This is a genomic window from Bacillus sp. FSL W8-0770, assembly GCF_038008705.1.
GTDB lineage: Bacteria > Bacillota > Bacilli > Bacillales > Bacillaceae_G > Bacillus_A > Bacillus_A cereus.
The window spans coordinates 3,812,403-3,830,877 of record NZ_JBBOZR010000001.1; the positions used below are offsets into that span (position 1 = coordinate 3,812,403).

Sequence of the window (18,475 nt, forward strand, 5' to 3'; positions counted from 1 at the left end):
CCAAACGAAAGAGCGAGTAGCAAGATAATAATCTTATTTTTCCCTTTGAATTTCTTCTATAATTTCTAAAAATGCTTGTACTTGCTTCAACTGCCTTGCCGAGTCACTTGTTAACAACCATGTTTCTCTCGTCAGTTGAACAGGTGTTTTATACATATTTTCCTGTACTTCCTTTAAAACAGTAGAAGGTAAAAGGGCATAACCTATACCATTTAAAACAAGTTGTTTACATGTTTCAATTTGGTCAACTACAATCGTTCGCTTAGGCGGATTAGAAAATAAACCATACCACCAATTTTGTATTTGTCCATAATAAGTCGAATCACTTTTAAATTGAATGAACGGCCTATTTGTTTCTTTTAACATCGAAATATCTTTTATTTCTTTATCAACTAAATACAGTTCATCTTCAAATAATTGTTGCTTCTGACCTTTATATTCTTGTGTTCCCCTCAGTATAGCAACATGAACGTCTCCTTCATAAAACTGCTTTTGCACTTCACTACTCCATCCAGTAAACAGCGATATCTTGACAGAAGGATATTTATGCACAAACTTTTTCAAAACAGGAGGGAGCCAATATTGACCAATAACTGATGCAACAGCTATTTTTAACGTTCCATGAGTTTCCGTTCTGAAAACAGCTAGCTCACTTTTTATATCTTCTTCCCTTTGCAACATTTCTTTAGCATAATTTGCAACTTTTTCCCCTTCAGGTGTAATTGTCAATCCTTTTTGTGAGCGAATAAAAAACTTCATTCCCCATTGTTTCTCCATAGATTGTAATCGTTGACTCAGCGCAGGTTGGGAAACAAATAAACGTTCCGCCGCTTTTCTCATATTTGATTCCTGAGCTAACACAACCATCATTTGAAAATCATCAATTTGCAACTTTCTCCCTCTTTCCTTAGCTTCCATACACCTTATTTCAATAAGCTTTTCATCCTTAATTTACCCGAATGCTTTCATTCAGAAAATACAATTGTCCAGTGCAAACTTTCCTTATGTTTTATGTCTTTTTAAATATAATACATACACAAGTGATATGCACGAAAAAAAAGTGACTTCTTCGTTTCTATGAAGTCACTTTTCTTACGTTATCGATTATGTTGCCTTACTTTCTTATTCAACAATTTTAAAATAGCCCGACGTGTTAAAATCCCCTCAAAATAGCCTTCTTCATTAACAGCGCAAATAAAAGGATGATCAATTGTCATTTCTAAAGCTTTTGCAAATGAATCGTCTAATTTAAGAACAGGTATATCTTCTTTCATCACCTGCTCTACTTTCATATCATCGAGTCTTTCAAACTCAATACGTTCTAATCCTAACATACCATCTAATATCATGGCAGTACTAATCAAACCATGTAGTTTATACATTGGATCTAAGACAGGTATCGCCGAATATCCAGATTTCACAAGAACGAGTAAAGCATGTTCTAAACTATTTCCAATTTGGACATGAGCTACTTTTTCCGATGAAATCATTAAATCCTTCACAAGAATTTGTTGAAATTCGTCTTTCGGAATACTAATCATATTACATCCCCCATTTTCCCTTTTTCCTGCTTATGTTCACAACTCTATTCACATTTTATGACAGCGTTTTCATATTATTATTTTGTCCTAAATTTATTTCAATAAAAATACAATCACACAGCTATTTTAGCATACAGCACAAAAAAAAGACTACCATTCCGGTAGCGCTTAATACCCTTTATTTTTTAATCTGTAAAATAACCTTGTGATTTTTTTATATTGCATCACATCTGTCTGTTTCAAACCATTCTCAATATCTGTAAGTTCCACAGCTAAAATTTCACTTGCGTAATTTTGCTGAAATAAAATATCTAGTAGTAAACTTTCTTCTTCCTTCGTTAAAACAACTTCCCTTTGCATATACCCCTCTCCTTACACTCGCATCGTTACTCTTATTATATAAAAAATTCAACCTATTTAATAGATGTAATATTCAGTTTTTATTAAAAGATATGTAGCAATCGTATACATACAAAAAAATCATTTCGTATATCGATTTGCATAGCTAAACGCCGCATAAGCATCTGGCTTAATTTTTGCAGTTAATCCCATCGCTCGAATTTTTTCTGTCATATCTAAAATAAATTCTTTTGTTAAACCATCATTCCCAATGTCTAAATGAATTTCCATTATGAATCCAGCCCCATCTTGAGCATAAGGATGCAATAACTCCCATATTGTTTGTATATGAGTAGGCGTAAATAGACATGCGATTTCTTGACTAAACTGCGTTTCTAAATATATTTTCTCACGTAAGGTTGCCGGCTTATCTTTTACTGATCTATGGTGTAAACAGCCCCAGGCACCTTTTCCAACACGATGAATATGGATTGCTGTAATAAACCTCGTATCCTTTTGATGCGCTTGTGAGTCTGTCCCAATGGATAATCGATATAAATTTCGCGGATCCTTTTCAATGAAACTACAAATACGGTTAAAGACCATATCAAAATTTAAATGTCTCTCTGAAACATTGTAAAATTTATGTGCACCGTCCACAGAGTCACGTCCTTTCAATTAGACAGACTTTTCGTATTCTCATTGTATGGGACAAAAACTAAAATTATAACTTCCTATCCTTTATTCGTTTCAATATTTCGAATTACAAAGTGACAAACTTGGCACGTATAAATTACATTTTGATTAGATTGAGCCGTTAATACATGAATAATCTCAGCAGAACTTTGACAATTAGGACAAATCACAACTGGTAAACGTTCCATACGATAACCTCCTAGTTATATTTCTCCCGCTATTTGCAGAACCCAGCGATTGTGAGAAGTTTAGCTTCACATATTCACCCGGTTGACGGGACTCATTTTCCACATGGATAAGCAAACTTGCACGGATTAAAATTTCATTTTAATACCATTGTAGGAAAAATAAAAAACTTCTATACATTCCACTAGAAAGTAATAGAACTAAAAAAGGTACTGCCACATGGCAGTACCTTTTTTATATGTATCAAGAAATGATATCGTAAATCTCAATTGCAACCATGTCGATATTATCGAATTGATACACTTGAGGTTTTTCACCTTGTTGATACACTTCTAACTCATACATTTCACTTTTATCGAAAAATTTCACGCTACATTTGCGCTCACCGTTCACTTCAAAATAGCGTTGTGCTACTTCACCGCTTTCAGCTTGTTCTTGTAGACTAACAAGTCGAGTTAAAATTCCTTGGAGTAGAGACATGAAATCTCTCCTTTCTCTGATCTTCCTACCAATAGGTTTTACAGCTATACTCATTCTATCCGTCATAACAGAAAAAATGTTCCACACTCTAGGATAAAGGTTATTGGCCAGAAACTCAACTAAAAATTTGTCGAAATGCGAAGGAAAAAACAGAAAGAACATATTTCCCCTTCTTTATTGCGGTTTTTATACTGGAAGAATATAATAAAAAACAGAAAAAAGGAGGAATAACAATGAAAAAAATTGAGGTTTATACACAACCCGATTGTCCGCCCTGTGTTATTGTGAAAGAATTTTTGAAGCATAATAACGTTGCATATGAAGAATTTGACGTAAAAAAAGACGCTGCTGCTCGCAATCGTCTTTTATACGACTATGATTCTTATTCAACTCCAACAGTCGTAATTGATGGTGAAGTAGTTGCAGGGTTTCAAATTGAAAAGTTACAACAACTACTCAATATAGAATAGGAATAGGTAAATACCTATTCCTATCCTTATCCCGCTATTTGTAGGTAGTAAAACTCCTACCCCAAATTTAGCTACAGCAAAGAAGTTAGATGGAAGAGTAATCCCTCCCACTGATTAAAAGTTTCACTTTATAATTGTTGCAACCTTTTTATTTCAGTTAAAAGTTCCTGACTTTCATGATATCCTGCTAGCTTCCATTTATCTTGATCCCTTTTCAATGTTACAATTTGATACTGTCCACTTTTTGTCCGCTCATATACATATAAATTTTTATGTTCTTCATCATACGACATTTTTGTTTCTGAATTAAAAGAAAACGGTGCTTCTTTTGCCGGAAGTAAATATTCACCACTTTGTTTATCACTTCTGCTATTTTCATCTGTAAATACTTGAAGGAAATTATCTGTAAAATACGGTGATAACGTCTCTATCATCTTATTCATCGGCAAATGCTTCCCACGAATTGAAAACTGGGTTTCATAGCCTTTTTGTATCGTTGTAAATACTTCTTTCCGATCGACTTCCACTTCCTCTTTTCCTAAAACAGTCGTAACACTATAACCAACTAGAAAGGCAACACATACAAATAGAACAAGCCATATTCCATATTTCCTCATTTTTTCACCTTCCTTTTAAAAGAACTTGTCTTTGTAGTATTCATTGTAACAATGATTATGCAAAGAAAGGACAGATTTCGTTCGTAAAATCTTTACAACGATAGACAGCATTTTCATCACCATTTTCACTATTACCAATTTATGATAAAAACAAACAAAAAATGCACGAATCTCTTCGTGCATTAAAATAAAACATCTTCTTCATATAAATATTCATAAGATAAATCTATAAATAAAAAGTTGTCATCATCAATCGGGAAAGAAAATGTTCGTACCATTTCTCCCGTTTCAATATCTGCATATAAATCTGAAAGCCTCGCCTTATTCTCAAAACGCATTTTCATGATATTCTCGAGAAAATACGGGCGCCAACTCCAGTTCTTCATATAATAATCCGGCATCACAATCCATTCTCCATCTTTTTTCATAACATTTCCTGATTGTTGGAAACCATCTTCATTACAAATAAATATACGAAAACTACACTGTGATACACTTTGACTAAATTGTAATAACCAATCATTTATATCTTCATTCTTTTTTTGTTTTGATAAAACATCGCCAATGCGATCGCGTAACATCTCTGTTAAATTATAAATTTTTTGTAACTTCTTCTTTTCATGCTGAATAAACTGATGACATTCATTACCTAGTCGCTCTTTCAAAACATTCGTTTCAATAAAATCAGGTAAACATTCTTTCAAATAATTACCTTGATAATATCTTCCGCCGTTCTTCCAAGCATATTGCAGTTGATAAAAAGCATCTATTTCTTCATATAACAAAGTTGCACCAATTCTTCTAGCAAGTAATGATAAAGAATATAAAATATCTTGATAAGATTGTAAAAGTGCTGTTTGCCTTAAGTTCGTTAAATCTACTTTTAAAATATCAGGTGCTAACACGCTAATACGCTCTAAATTACTTGTGCCCGTTCCGACTTTATTAATCGAAATTTGAATACCATATGTACGATAATACATAAGCAAATGATTAAATTGCTCTATATCTTCTTTACATTCATGCTCTGTAATCTCTAAAACAATTTGTTTTAAATTTAAACCTTGTTCTTCATACCTCAATAAAAGTTGAAGCAGGCTTTCATCATCATCATTCATTAATACATTAGCATTCCGATGTATAAATAATAATAATTTTTGATCGCTTTCTAAATAACGATTTAAAGCTTTTTCTACTATAATATTATCCGCTTCCAGTTGAAATTCACTTGGAATCGAATCATCGTGAAAGAAAGAAGCTAAACTTTGTATGCCCTCTTCTGTTTGAATACGTCCTACTACTTCGTATCCAATTACAGTATGCTCATCAGCACTAAAAATAGCTTGATAATAAGGAAGGACTTTATCCAAGTTACTCATTACATCTAATGCATCTATCAACGTGCTTCCCTCCCTTTACTTTTCAAAAATTATAACATGATATTTACGGAAAAATAATAAAAAATCCCTTCAGTTTTCCTGAAGGGATTAGAGGGGTAAAATGCTAAGGGGAATTAGCAATTCTACTATGAAGAAAAAAGAGGTCTTAAATATAACGTATATATGACCTCTTGTAAACACTTTTCTTTCATATGTCACAATTCCGTCACATTTAGCCATAAAAAAATGAATCAAATATTCATTTTTTTATCCCTTTTAAAATGGATATTGATGTAAATGTTGTCCTCCATCCATTGTCATGCAAGTTCCATTTATGTACGCAGCTTCATCTGAACATAAATAATAAGCTAGACCAGCGATTTCTTCTGGCGTACCCAGCCTTCCAAGCGGAACACTTTGTATCGTACGTTTAGCCATTTCTTCTGAAATCCATAATTTATCAGCACCGCCCGTACGTTCAATTGGTCCTGGCGCGATAGCGTTAACTCGTATTCCATATTTACGTCCCCACTCAACAGCGAGCGTCTTCGTCATCGCTAATACTCCTGCCTTCGCTGCAGCCGAATGAATAACTCCTGGACCAGCATCCCATGCATATGTTGCTACCATGTTAATGATATTCCCTTTTATACCTTTTTCAATCCAATATTTTCCGACAGCATGACTACAGTAAAACGTACCGTTTAATACAATATTAATGACTGAATTCCAGCCATTCACAGATAAATCTTCTGCTGGACAAATAAAGTTTCCAGCTGCATTATTTATTAAAACATCAATTCTACCAAACTTCTCATCAATCTGTTCAATCATTTTCTGAATGTCATCCGTATTTCTTACATCCATTTGTACAGGTAATACTTGCCCTGGAAATTGTTCAATTTCCAACTTTGTTTCCTCTAGTTTTTCCTTTGTACGTCCTGTAATAACAACTCGTGCCCCTTCTTTTGCAAAACGAGTCGCCATTCCTTTTCCCATTCCACTCGATCCACCTGTTATAATAACTACCTTTTCTTTCACATACATCCCCTCCAAAAAATGAATACACATTCATTTTATCACTTTATTTAATAGAAATCTTTATATTTTTAAACTTTTCTGATATTTTAGCGTAAAGAACTTTCTTTTTATTCATTTTTTTTCGTAATCTATACTACTTTTTATTATGTAAAGTATATTTTAAATAAACTGAAAGGAGATTTGAGTAGCCTATAAATGGAATGAAAACATTGAGGTATACTCATATTTTTATGAAGCACATTACAAGAAGAAATTTTTTGAAAATTGGTATGCGCACTTGTCTCTATTCATTTATAACCAGTAGCATCGGATACTACTATGCTAAATATATAGAGCCCCATTTCATTTCTTTTACACAGCACACATTAAAATCACAACTCATCCCAAAAAGTTTTCATGGTATGAAAATTCTTCAATTCAGCGATTTACATCTCGGATACTATTTCTCGCTTCAACATTTATCTAAAGTTGTTTCTAAAATTAATGCTGTAAATCCAGATATTGTCCTTTTTACCGGAGATCTCATTGATAATTATCAAACGTATACTGACACTCCTTTCGTTGCATCCATTTTAAAAAATATACAAGCCCCCTTTGGTAAATTCGCTATTTATGGTAACCATGATCACGGTGGATATGGAACTGAATACTATGAGCACATCATGCGTGAATCAGGATTTGAGCTATTGCTCAATAGTGAAAAAAGAATTCGCTTAATGGATAATAGTGAAATTTCTATTTTCGGTCTCGATGATATACTATTAGGCAAACCAAAAATAGAGAAAACATTAGAGCATGCACGGCAAAGTACTTATAACATTGTTCTTGTTCACGAACCAGATATCGCGCCCAAAGTTTCTAGATATCCAATCAACTTGCAACTTTCTGGTCATAGTCACGGCGGACAAGTACAAATTCCTTTTTTAGGAGCTATTATTACACCTTCACTCGCCAAAGACTATATTGAAGGCTTCTATACAATTCAGGATTTAACTCTCTATGTCAATCGAGGCCTGGGAAGAACACGTGTCCCATTTCGTTTTATGTCAAAACCTGAAATCACAATTTTCACACTCCAACATTCGTAATAATTCGCCTATTTTCTTACATATCCTTTCTTGTACGCGCTCATCCACGTTTTGTTTACCATATGATAAAAGTGAGTCCAATAAAGGAGGTATGTTCATGTATCCATATTATCAACCAATTCCAGTCCGTTCAGCACCTATTGGTCCAGTAGGCGACTCACGCTTCTTCCCGTTTTTTGGCGTTCCCTTTCTAGCTGGAATTGCTGGTGGATTGCTCGGCGGAGCATTAGCTTTCGGCCCTCGACCATTTTATCCACCTTATCCACCACCTTTCCCGCCGCCAGCACCTTATCCTTGTTACGGTGGACCATGTCAGCAACCATACTATTACTAAGTTAAAATAACGATTCTTTCAAATATTATTCTCTCAACGAGCCATCTCATTACACGCTTATAATAAAACTATTGTTTCTACTCATCCTTCCATTTTTGGAGCATATGAGTAGAAAAAAGTAAAAACCTCTTATTGACATAAGAGGTTTTTACTTTTTTCATTATTCAGCGTCTGTATTTTGATATGCCATCTTAAACAACTTCACTTGGCTATCAATTTCTTCTGTACTACTATTAATAACATAATAGTAATCACCATCTTTATTTTGTTCACGTGTTTTCACATTATCAGCTAATGTAAGCTGTAAAATCGCCTTAATTCGTGCCTTCATTTCAATATCTAATATCGGGAAAGATATTTCCACTCGCTTCTCCATATTTCGCGTCATCAAATCAGCTGAAGATAAATATATTTTCTCCTCCCCATTATGATGGAAATAATAAATACGGCTATGCTCTAAGTATCTTCCAACAACACTAACTACACGAATATTTTCACTTACATTTGGAATGCCAGGTCTTAAACAACATGTCCCTCGAACAATGAGCTCTACCTTTACTCCAGCTTGTGATGCTTCGTACATTTTTTTAATTAATGGTTTATCTGTTAATGAATTCATCTTAGCGATAATATATCCATTTCCATATTGCCTATGATAACGGATTTCTTCATCTATTAAATCTATAAATTGCTCTCTTATATCAAATGGAGCAACCGATAAATGATGAAAATGTGGCTTTGTTGTATAACCACTTAAATAATTAAAGAAATTGGTTGCATCAACCCCAAAGTCTTTTCTTGATGTAATATATCCAAAATCAGTATATAACTTCGCTGTTGCATCATTATAGTTTCCAGTTCCGAGATGTACGAACCTTTCGATTTTTCCGTTTTTTCTTCTTACAACTAATGTAATTTTACTATGTGTTTTCAAGTGACTTACACCGTAAATAACATGACAGCCTGCCTGTTCCAATTCTTTAGCCCAATGAACATTGTTTTCTTCATCAAATCTTGCCTTTAATTCAACTAATACTGTCACTTGTTTTCCCTTTTCAGCCGCTATCTTTAACGCCTGAATAATCGGTGAATCACCACTTACACGATATAACGTTTGTTTAATCGCAAGTACATTCGGATCGTCCGCCGCATCACGGACAAAATCAACTACCGGCTGAAATGATTCAAAAGGATGATGTAATAAAATATCATGCTCAATTGCTTTTTCAAATACATCTTCTTCATCACCTAAATCTTGAGGTGGTTGCGGAATAAGAGCCGGATATACAAGATGTTCATATAAAGGAGCTAGTTTTTTATATAAAGAAAACAAACATGTTAAATCTAATGGACCATCCATTATATATACATCTTCATCTTTTACTTCCAGAACCTCATATAATAACGCTAGTACTCTTTCATCAATGTGTTCTTTCCCAACTTCTAAACGAACAGCAGCCCCCCACTTACGCTTTTTTAATTCTTTTTCAATTACCTTTAATAAATCTCTCGCACCTTCTTCATGAATCGTTAAATCTGCATTGCGTGTAATACGGAAACGAGTAACAGATGATACTGTATATCCCGTAAATAATTTATGAGTAAAGCTACTAATTACGTCTTCTAATAAAATAAATTTATGCTTTTGCCCTTCGCTCGGTAAAATTATGAAGCGCTCAAGTAATGAAGGAACTTGCACAATTCCTAACCTCGTCCTGTTTTCTTCTTCCGCTTGCTTCTCATCATATAAAAGAGTAGCCAAATTCAAACTTTTGTTTAATAACATTGGAAATGGGCGATATGCATCAATAGCTACAGGAGTTAACACTGGAAAAATTTGCTCATCAAAATACTCTTCTATAAATTCTCGCTGCTCTTTCGTCAAATCATTGAATGTTAAACGTTCAATTCCCTCTAACTCAAGCGCTGGTAATACATAATTTTTAAATGTATCATATTGTACTGTCATTAGTGCATGGGCTTTTATCGCAATTTTATTTAATTGCTTTTTTGGTGTTAAGCCAGCTTTATTTTCTGGCTGATTAAATCCAGCACTCACTTGATCCTTTAATCCCGCTACACGTACCATAAAAAATTCATCTAAATTCGAACTAAAAATACTAATAAATTTCAATCTTTCCAAAAGTGGATTATTTGCATCTTGCGCTTCTTGTAAGACACGTTCATTAAATGCTAACCAACTTAACTCTCGATTATTGTAATAAGCTGTATCATTTAAATTTACTGCATTCCCCTTCAATAATTCCATTCTCTTCACACTTCCCCTTGAAACTTTTTCACTATAATTTAGTTACTTTTATTTTAGCAAATTACAATATTATAAAGTGTAAATTTTTTGTAAAGACATCCGTACAACCTAATGTTTTAGTTCAAATAACAAGTTAATATTCGTTTTTAATACTCTTTCTAACTGTTTTTTTTGTTTTTCAGCCTGCACTTTTTCCGCTAATGCCGATTTTTCACATAAAGCTTTAAATGTTAATCCTTCTTCGTTTTCTGTTATAGATATGGTATCAATAAGCGATCGTTGCCTTACATTTAAAGTAGCTGAAAATTGTAAAACAGCTCCTAACAGGCGGATTTTTTTTTGTTCGCTTTTATCAAACCAACCTTCAAATGGAGATAAATGTTGTTTAAATAACATTTTTGATTTATACGATGCAATAAGCGCTAGCCTTACTCGATCTTTATGCATCATGCCATCAATTGTCTTATTCGCTAATAAATAAAACGTATGTAAACGACTTGCTTCTTCGTCTATATATTTGCCTATATTAAATACTTTCGCTGCTTGATGGAACACTTCCCAGTCTTTTACTGACATAGAAATAAGCCCTATTTCCTCAAGTTGTTTGCAAATTAGTCTTCCATGTTTAATAAGCTGAATAACAAATTCCATGTCCATTTCGTATTCATGTGATAGTAAATGCAGACTTTCTTCAACTACGTTCGGATAATATGAAATCCCCAAATCTTTTGTCAACTCTTCATAGAAAACACCTTCTCTTAACCCTTTTCTACTTAATACAAATGCCGGTGCCTCTATAACATTAACAAGTGTATGAAATACTTCAACCGCTGGAATAATCGTATCTGCTCGATCTTTTGCCAATCCTTCCAATTTCTGAAGTTCTATGTACGACAATTTTTCCAATTCATCTTTTACACTTTCAATATCTTCTTCTTTCATCTTGTATAAATGTAATCCTGCTATAGGATAGCATATTAAATTTTGATGGATTTTCACTAAGTTCCTAGCACTACCACCAATTGCAATAAGAGGCAATTTCTTATTGATTAACCATGGTAACGTTCGAAATTGAAACTCTAAATACTGTTGCATTCCCTCTAACTCATCTTTAGTAGGAATATCCCCTTTAATAAATTGTTGCTTTAAAGAAAGTGCCCCAAATGGAAAACTATGGTACTCTAAAATCTCTCTATTTCTAAAGTATGTAACTTCTGTACTTCCCCCGCCGATATCTACCGTTATTCCTTCTGAAAACGATGTAGAATTCATAACCGCCAAGTATCCGTAACGCGCTTCCTCATACTCTGATAATACTCTAAGAGTAAAGTCCGTTTGTCCTTCAACAAGCTTTTTAATTTCCTCTTGATTCTCCGACTGTCTAATTGTTGCTGTTGCAACACAAAGTACATGATGCAACTGATGGAATCTTGTACTTTCTTGAAATTGAAATAATGTCTGTAATAATACTTCTATTCCCTCTTCATTCAACACACCATCAATTAAGTAATTCCTTAACCTAGCAACAACTTTCGTATTTTCAATCTCTTTATAAAAACCTCCATTTTGCTTTTCATAAATAACTAAACGCATTGTATTAGATCCAATATCTATAATGGCATACTGTTGTTTTAATATTTCTTTCAAACTTCTCACTCTTTCATTATCAAATTTCAAAAACATATTCTATTACTATTATACAAAATAGTTGTTTTTTGTAACAATATTGCTTTAATATTGAAAATATATACAATCACTTTTTGCGTATAATAAATACCTATTTTATTTATGGTATAATAATGAAAAATTGAAAGGAGATTCAATATGAAACCTTCACAACCACAATCTCAATTACAAAACCAACATTCTATTAATCGACTAGCTCAATCTATTTTCGTTGTGAATCGTCATGCTAAAGCAGCTACTAATCCTAAATATTTATACTGGTTAAAAAAGACAGCTTTAGAACGTTTGATTGCTGAAAAAAAAGCAATTAAAGAAGGATTACATTTTTCTAGAAACCCACGTTTTAGCCAACAACAATCTGATGTCCTTATACGTTTAGGCGATTATTTTTTCCACATCCCTCCTACGAAAGAAGATTTTCGAATTCTACCGCATCTTGGTCATCTTGAATCCTCCTATCGAAATCCGAAAACAACCTTATCTTTAACAGTGGCAAAAAAAACAATTCAAGATTATATTGGTCCTGAAGCATTAAAACAAGAAAAAAAATTAAGTGAACCTGTTCCATGGTATAGTCGTACTTATACAAAAAAATAAAACAGTTTGGCCAAGTGTAGGCCAAACTGTTTTATTTTTTCTCTTCTTTAATTTTAATATTTGCTTGTTTATAAAAAGCTACTTTTTCTGTATTATAAGACTTTGTGAATTCATTAAATTTATCTTTTTCTGACTCAATATCCTTATAAGATTGATTTACTACTTTTACTTTTTCACTAATATCTTTTAATTTAGTACCTTTATCTTGTAACATTGTATATAACTCTTTTTCTTGTTTTAAAGATTTGTCATAGCTGTCATACATTTTATTAAATGAATCGTGTCGTTTCTCATACGTGCTTTTCACTTTATCAGCTTGATCTTTCAATTTCTTATCTTCAATTTTCTTCACATACTTCTCAGCTGACTTCACTTCTTCTTGCGCTTTATTTAAAACTTCTTTTTCTTTTGCAAGCACTTTTTCTCGTTCAGTTGTATTTTTCACTGCTTGATTCAGTTTTTCTTTAACAGTTTGATTATTATCTTTTCCTTCTTGAACAATCTGGTTATATAATTCTTGTCCTTCTTTCTCTAAAGTCTCAAGTTTTTTTGCATCTTCAAACATTGTTTTTTCTTGTTTAGCAGCGTTTTCAAACGCTACATATAATTCTTCTTCTGGTTTCGGACCGAAACAACCGGCTAATAAAATCATTGATAATGCAGTTACAATTGCTAATTTACTATATTTCAACATCTCTTCCTCCTACTTATAAACGACCATCGTGTAATATACAAAAGTTATAAAATATGTAATTGTTCTATACACTCGCATCTTTTTTACGAAGATCATTAATATTGTTTGTACAAATTATTACTTGATATTACAGTATTCTTTTTGAATTATTTAGCAATTCCATATCCATCTTTAAGTATACTACTTCGTGTTTTTTAAGGCCTGTTCACACTATGTATTACTTTAATGTCCACGGAATTTCACCTCAGTCTTAATAAGACTATAATAGTTCACCTGATAAAAGGTGATCGCTCCGCTCTCACGTCTATCATTCCCTTTCCAGCTTTCTATCAATTAATCTCTTTGTTCATTTTACACAGTACAATCGATATCTCGCAACAACTTACAAATATTCTTTTCATTTCCTAAAAAGGAAAAGTGTAGAGCTTGCTTTCCTCTACACTTTTAAAATAAAACACACTGTGCAAATTGCATTGACACTACCATCATAATTATATGCTTATTTCATATATTTTTAAAGACTTTTATTACAAACGTGGCGTTTTTTTGTAATAAAAGTCAAAAAAATGTTACAAATAAAACATCTTCCTATCATATATCTTCAAATCAAAGCTTCACTCATTTTCTTGCAAATTTCTATACTGGTACAATTGATTTTGCGACTTTCTCAACAGTTCTTCAAACGTTTTTCCTTCTACTGGATAGCTAGCTGCTCCAAATAAAAGAGTGACACTGAGTAAATCACCTTCTATTTCACTTTCAATATTTTTCATTAATCGTTTTGTTATTGTTGATGTTTCATGACCATTATCAATTGCTACAATAACGTACTTATTTTCATCCCACTTTGTAACAACATCGCCCTTCCGAATTGTCTTTACAATGGTACTCTCTAATTTTTGTACTAACACTCCCAACTTTTTTTCTTGCAACGTGTCTTTTAATCCTTCCCATTCTTTTACAGAAAGAATGTACACTGTAATATTACGAGAATCTCTTTCAGATAAAGCAGCTACTTTCCCAAAAAAATCAACAACAAAATCATTGCTTGCCATTCCTCCTACTTCCATACCCATACGCTCGTTCGCTCTTTTATCGTACCAATGTCCAAAATAATAACTTAGTATCATTTGCAATATATAAATAATAAAGACGGTATAAAATGATCGTGAATCCAGTTTTGCAATTACATCCTGAAGTGCAATCCATTCTGTAACTGCCACAGTATTGCCAAGCAATAATCCACTAATTTTCCCTTTATGTTTCATACTTTTCCCCCTTTTATACCAATATATGTTTCTATATCAATAATGTTTTTCTACAAAATAAAAAATGTACATATGCAATGTACATTTCTGCTTAAGCTTGTATACCTTTTCTACTCTATTTCATATATATATAATATAACTTTTATAGAAAGGAGTAATCTATATGCTACAAAAAGAGAATCTATCAGATGCTATGCGTTTACTAGCTGGTTTTCTATTATCATTAAAATTATTATTTACCTCTTTCGGCATACACTTTATTACAAACGATCAAATCGACGCTATTGTTAATGTTGTTTCATTTTTATTTATTCTATACTTTGGCTACAAAAATAACTATGTAGGAAAAAAAGGAATGGAGCAAAAAAAAATACTCAAAAAACACAACCTTCACTAAAAAAGGAACCTTTTGTACAGGTTCCTTTTTATCATTGACGCACAACAACTTCATTTGTTTGCAGTGGGCCATATGATATCTCTTTATCTTGAAATGTATATGTAGCCTGAAAGAATGTTTGTTTAAGAGCTTTATCTTTATTAGCTTTTATTTTACAACGTAGTTCCACCTTCTCATTCGGTAACAAATCATCAATTCGCCATCTAACAAGCTGGAATAAAAACTCACTTATCCCCTTATCAACTTTTAAAGAATTAGGAATATAAGCAAAGTAATCTCGAATCATATGACTTACAACAACTCTCGAAATCATTTCTACTCCTTTATTTTCCACTTCAACTCGCATAATAAGTATGTCGTTTACATCGTAGGTCAATTCATACGAAAACTGTTCTGTATACATACTACCAATTTGTAATGTAACGGCTACTTGAGGAAATTCGTTTTCCTTTTTCGATCCGTCAATCCACAATACTGGTTGTAGCGGTATTGAATACTTTCCTGTATCCGAAATTCGTCCCCATATTTTCATAATATATATTCACCTCATTTCAGATGTAACATACACACAATGAATTCCCCAAATTACTAAAGCTTGCTACAAGCAATGTTTAATATTTCTCTTCCTTTTATCCTATTCGACAATATGAAGAAAAAACCATTTTTCATCTATTAACAGAAGGTGTTCTTTATGAAATTTTTTTACAATTTACTTCATTTCCTTTATAGCAATATTCAGTATGGCTCACTCGTTCTCTACTCATACGAAAGAATATTTTGACGGAAGAAAAAGTTTGCCTTATAGTCAAATTTGACTATAATATTCTTTATGGCATATCAGTGCACTTATGGAAAAGAAATTAAAATCAACTATACATTAAAATTTTTTATCCACTGCACTCAAAACTTAATATAGTTTACTTATTTCTAAAGGAGGGTTATATTTGGAAACTCAACCATTAAAAAAAGACGCCAACAAGACAAAATTTGTTGTTGCTGGTTTACTGCTTGGTATATTAATGGCCGCAATGGATAATACAATCGTTGCAACCGCAATGGCAACAATCGTTGGAGACCTAGGAGGATTTGATAAGTTTGTTTGGGTCACATCAGCTTATATGGTAGCAACAATGGCAGGGATGCCTATCTTCGGGAAACTTTCTGATATGTACGGACGGAAACGTTTTTATATTGGTGGCCTCATTCTTTTCTTATTCGGTTCTGCGCTCTGCGGAACAGCTTCAAGTATTGAGCAATTAAGTATTTATAGAGCTATTCAAGGTATCGGTGGTGGTGCCCTTATGCCTATCGCCTTCACAATTATGTACGATATCTTCCCACCAGAAAAACGCGGAAAGATGACAGGACTATTCGGTGCTGTTTTCGGGACATCTAGTGTATTCGGTCCTTTATTAGGTGCTTATATTACAGACTATATAAGTTGGCATTGGGTCTTCTATATTAATATTCCATTAGGACTTATCTCCTTTTTCTTCATTACTAAATACTACAGTGAGTCTCTAGAATTTAGAAAACAAAAAATTGATTGGGCTGGTGCTATTACACTTGTCATAAGTATCGTTTGCTTAATGTTCGCATTAGAACTTGGTGGTAAAGAATATGCCTGGAATTCTACTGTAATTATTGGCTTATTTACAACAGTAGTTATTACGCTTATTATTTTCTTCTTTGTAGAACGAAAAGCAACCGAGCCTATTATTTCGTTCCATCTATTTAAAAAACCTTTATTCGCAGCTAGTCAAGGAGTTGCCTTTTTCTATGGTGCCGCTTTTATTATCTGTACAGTTTATATTCCAATCTTCATTCAAGGCGTTCTTGGAGGTTCCGCCTCTAATGCTGGATTAATTTTAACACCAATGATGGTTGGTTCTGTAATTGGAAGTCAAACAGGAGGACAATTAGCGTCTCGAACAAGCTATCGTAACATTATGATGGTATCTGGTGTCTTCTTCGTTCTTGGTATTTATTTATTAAGTACTTTAACAATGGACACACCTCGTTTACTCGTAACACTATTTATGATTCTCGCTGGGCTTGGTGTCGGTTTCTCATTCTCAGTATTAAGTATGTCTTCTATTCACAAGTTGGAAATGCGAGACCGTGGTTCGGCGACATCAACAAACTCATTCTTCCGATCACTCGGTATGACTCTTGGTGTAACGATTTTCGGTACAATTCAAAATCATATTTTTACAGATAAACTAAACTCTGTATTCCCCCCTGAACTAGCAAAATTAGCTCCAAAAGGCGGAGACACAAGTTTCTTATTATCACCAGGCGCTACCGCAAAAATTCCTGCTGAAATATTAGCGGGTATTAAAGAAGCTCTCGCTACATCTATTGCGAATACATTCTTCTGGGCACTCATCCCGGCTGTACTAAGTATTATTTGTATTTTACTTATGGGAAATGAACGCCTCTTTACTGGCCCTAAAAAGAAAGAAAAACAAAAGCAAGTTAGTTAATATAAAAAAGAAGCGGCATATTCCTTTATGAAAAAGGATATGCCGTTTATAATATGTATAAAGTGAAACTTTAATCAGTGGGGGTTGTTCATCTCCCACTGATTATTAGCCCTCACCAATCTGGTTTTTACGGGCAGTTAATGCGGGATAAAGTTTTTGTATACAGGAGTTGAGACAGCATGAGCATGAAATTAGTCATTCTCGGCTTGCTACTCGAAGGAGATAAACATCCATATGAAGTGCAGCATATTATGAAAGAACGACAAATGGATTGTTACATTAAATATGCTAAAGGATCACTTTATTACGCCTTCGAGCAATTAGAAAAGCAAGGTGCAATTCATATTACAAATGTAATTAGAGACACAAATCGACCGGACAAAACGATTTTTCATATAACAGAAGAAGGCAAAAAACTATTCCATACTTTACTATTAAAACAATTTGAAGCCAAAAACCAAATATATAAACCTATTTATTCAGCATTATCTTTCGCTCACTTTAGCAATGATCACGAATTAGTTCCTATTTTAGAAAAAAAGAAAAACGATACTCTTCAATATTTACATACTATGCAAACGATATATGATTGTAATAAAGGAAAGGTTCCACGTGCACAACTATATATTTTGCAAAGTGTAATTGAGCATATTACAGTTGAATTACAATGGTTAAACACCCTCCTTAAAGATGCTATAGCAGGCCGACTTTCAGAAGTTGCTATAGATGAAAATTGAGCTATGAAAGAAGACATCCCTACTTCTTTCATAGCTCAATTTCTCTTTTTATACAGTACTATTATTAATTAATTCAGAATAAAAATTCAGAATAATAAGAAATAAAAACTTTAGAATTTTCTTATTTCAAAACAGTAGACAAAATTCCAAAAATTGTGTTAGAATTTGTT

Annotated in this window: 21 protein-coding genes; 7 read left to right on the forward strand and 14 right to left on the reverse strand. The window is 33.1% G+C overall.

Features of this window, described 5'->3' with window-relative positions; translation table 11 throughout:
* Window positions 1–33: 33 nt before the first annotated feature.
* The 6 genes from NST27_RS19460 to NST27_RS19485 all read right to left on the reverse strand — a co-directional run bounded on the left by NST27_RS19460 (window position 34) and on the right by NST27_RS19485 (window position 3,242).
* Entirely contained in the window at window positions 34–918 is an 885-nt protein-coding gene (locus NST27_RS19460) for a LysR family transcriptional regulator (protein ID WP_001987174.1), read from the reverse strand.
* A gap of 179 nt (window positions 919–1,097) precedes the next feature.
* The gene (gene cbpB, locus NST27_RS19465) at window positions 1,098–1,541 is read right to left on the reverse strand and encodes a cyclic-di-AMP-binding protein CbpB (RefSeq protein ID WP_000623579.1); all 444 of its coding nucleotides are present in this window, start codon (window positions 1,539–1,541) and stop codon (window positions 1,098–1,100) included.
* 168 nt (window positions 1,542–1,709) lie between these two features.
* Entirely contained in the window at window positions 1,710–1,901 is a 192-nt protein-coding gene (gene abbA / locus NST27_RS19470; protein ID WP_001188692.1) for an antirepressor AbbA, read from the reverse strand.
* Window positions 1,902–2,021: 120 nt separating this feature from the next.
* Window positions 2,022–2,540, reverse strand: coding sequence for a ribonuclease H-like YkuK family protein (locus NST27_RS19475; RefSeq protein WP_000348489.1), 519 nt, complete (start codon window positions 2,538–2,540; stop codon window positions 2,022–2,024).
* Window positions 2,541–2,614: 74 nt separating this feature from the next.
* Window positions 2,615–2,764 carry a hypothetical protein gene (locus NST27_RS19480; RefSeq protein WP_000440540.1) on the reverse strand — a complete coding sequence of 50 codons (150 nt, stop codon included), beginning with the start codon at window positions 2,762–2,764 and terminating at the stop codon, window positions 2,615–2,617.
* Window positions 2,765–3,005: 241 nt separating this feature from the next.
* The gene (locus tag NST27_RS19485) at window positions 3,006–3,242 is read right to left on the reverse strand and encodes a YkuJ family protein (RefSeq protein ID WP_000055151.1); all 237 of its coding nucleotides are present in this window, start codon (window positions 3,240–3,242) and stop codon (window positions 3,006–3,008) included.
* Between the two features lie 233 nt (window positions 3,243–3,475).
* Between NST27_RS19485 and NST27_RS19490 the strand changes: the two genes are divergently transcribed.
* Window positions 3,476–3,712, forward strand: a complete 237-nt coding sequence (locus NST27_RS19490) for a glutaredoxin family protein (protein WP_000717875.1) — start codon at window positions 3,476–3,478, stop codon at window positions 3,710–3,712.
* Window positions 3,713–3,840: 128 nt separating this feature from the next.
* Here the strand turns inward: NST27_RS19490 and NST27_RS19495 are convergent, their stop codons facing one another.
* From NST27_RS19495 to fadH, 3 genes are all read right to left on the reverse strand, one after another.
* Window positions 3,841–4,329 carry a DUF3993 domain-containing protein gene (locus NST27_RS19495; protein WP_001233804.1) on the reverse strand — a complete coding sequence of 163 codons (489 nt, stop codon included), beginning with the start codon at window positions 4,327–4,329 and terminating at the stop codon, window positions 3,841–3,843.
* A 182-nt stretch (window positions 4,330–4,511) separates the two neighbouring features.
* On the reverse strand, window positions 4,512–5,729 hold the full coding sequence (locus NST27_RS19500) for an EAL domain-containing protein (protein WP_000564306.1): 1,218 nt from the start codon (window positions 5,727–5,729) through the stop codon (window positions 4,512–4,514).
* Between the two features lie 255 nt (window positions 5,730–5,984).
* Window positions 5,985–6,749 carry a 2,4-dienoyl-CoA reductase gene (fadH, locus tag NST27_RS19505; protein ID WP_000660913.1) on the reverse strand — a complete coding sequence of 255 codons (765 nt, stop codon included), beginning with the start codon at window positions 6,747–6,749 and terminating at the stop codon, window positions 5,985–5,987.
* Between the two features lie 230 nt (window positions 6,750–6,979).
* Here fadH and NST27_RS19510 point away from each other — a divergent pair, with 230 nt between their 5' ends.
* Together NST27_RS19510 and NST27_RS19515 are read left to right on the forward strand one after the other, a co-directional pair.
* A complete protein-coding gene (locus tag NST27_RS19510; protein WP_030027732.1) occupies window positions 6,980–7,837 on the forward strand; it encodes a metallophosphoesterase in 858 nt (285 codons plus the stop codon).
* Between the two features lie 97 nt (window positions 7,838–7,934).
* Entirely contained in the window at window positions 7,935–8,171 is a 237-nt protein-coding gene (locus tag NST27_RS19515) for a hypothetical protein (protein ID WP_000283738.1), read from the forward strand.
* Between the two features lie 160 nt (window positions 8,172–8,331).
* Here NST27_RS19515 and NST27_RS19520 read toward each other — a convergent pair whose 3' ends face one another.
* On the reverse strand, window positions 8,332–10,440 hold the full coding sequence (locus NST27_RS19520; protein WP_341035169.1) for a polyphosphate kinase: 2,109 nt from the start codon (window positions 10,438–10,440) through the stop codon (window positions 8,332–8,334).
* A 108-nt stretch (window positions 10,441–10,548) separates the two neighbouring features.
* Entirely contained in the window at window positions 10,549–12,123 is a 1,575-nt protein-coding gene (locus NST27_RS19525; protein ID WP_002005581.1) for a Ppx/GppA family phosphatase, read from the reverse strand.
* Window positions 12,124–12,264: 141 nt separating this feature from the next.
* Here NST27_RS19525 and NST27_RS19530 point away from each other — a divergent pair, with 141 nt between their 5' ends.
* On the forward strand, window positions 12,265–12,723 hold the full coding sequence (locus NST27_RS19530; protein WP_000804862.1) for a YkyB family protein: 459 nt from the start codon (window positions 12,265–12,267) through the stop codon (window positions 12,721–12,723).
* Between the two features lie 31 nt (window positions 12,724–12,754).
* Here the strand turns inward: NST27_RS19530 and NST27_RS19535 are convergent, their stop codons facing one another.
* Window positions 12,755–13,417, reverse strand: a complete 663-nt coding sequence (locus NST27_RS19535; RefSeq protein ID WP_000922484.1) for a YkyA family protein — start codon at window positions 13,415–13,417, stop codon at window positions 12,755–12,757.
* 614 nt (window positions 13,418–14,031) lie between these two features.
* Entirely contained in the window at window positions 14,032–14,685 is a 654-nt protein-coding gene (locus NST27_RS19540) for a diguanylate cyclase domain-containing protein (RefSeq protein ID WP_000680811.1), read from the reverse strand.
* A 163-nt stretch (window positions 14,686–14,848) separates the two neighbouring features.
* Between NST27_RS19540 and NST27_RS19545 the strand changes: the two genes are divergently transcribed.
* On the forward strand, window positions 14,849–15,082 hold the full coding sequence (locus NST27_RS19545; RefSeq protein WP_000939448.1) for an SPP1 phage holin family protein: 234 nt from the start codon (window positions 14,849–14,851) through the stop codon (window positions 15,080–15,082).
* 31 nt (window positions 15,083–15,113) lie between these two features.
* On the opposite strand, the gene NST27_RS19550 is transcribed toward NST27_RS19545, so the two are convergent.
* The gene (locus tag NST27_RS19550; protein WP_047386733.1) at window positions 15,114–15,614 is read right to left on the reverse strand and encodes a hypothetical protein; all 501 of its coding nucleotides are present in this window, start codon (window positions 15,612–15,614) and stop codon (window positions 15,114–15,116) included.
* A 412-nt stretch (window positions 15,615–16,026) separates the two neighbouring features.
* On the opposite strand from NST27_RS19550, the gene NST27_RS19555 reads away from it, so the two are divergent.
* Window positions 16,027–17,568, forward strand: a complete 1,542-nt coding sequence (locus NST27_RS19555; RefSeq protein ID WP_000449901.1) for an MDR family MFS transporter — start codon at window positions 16,027–16,029, stop codon at window positions 17,566–17,568.
* 179 nt (window positions 17,569–17,747) lie between these two features.
* Window positions 17,748–18,305: a PadR family transcriptional regulator gene (locus tag NST27_RS19560; RefSeq protein WP_000062063.1), complete on the forward strand. Its 558-nt coding sequence runs from the start codon at window positions 17,748–17,750 to the stop codon at window positions 18,303–18,305.
* Window positions 18,306–18,475 lie beyond the last annotated feature (170 nt).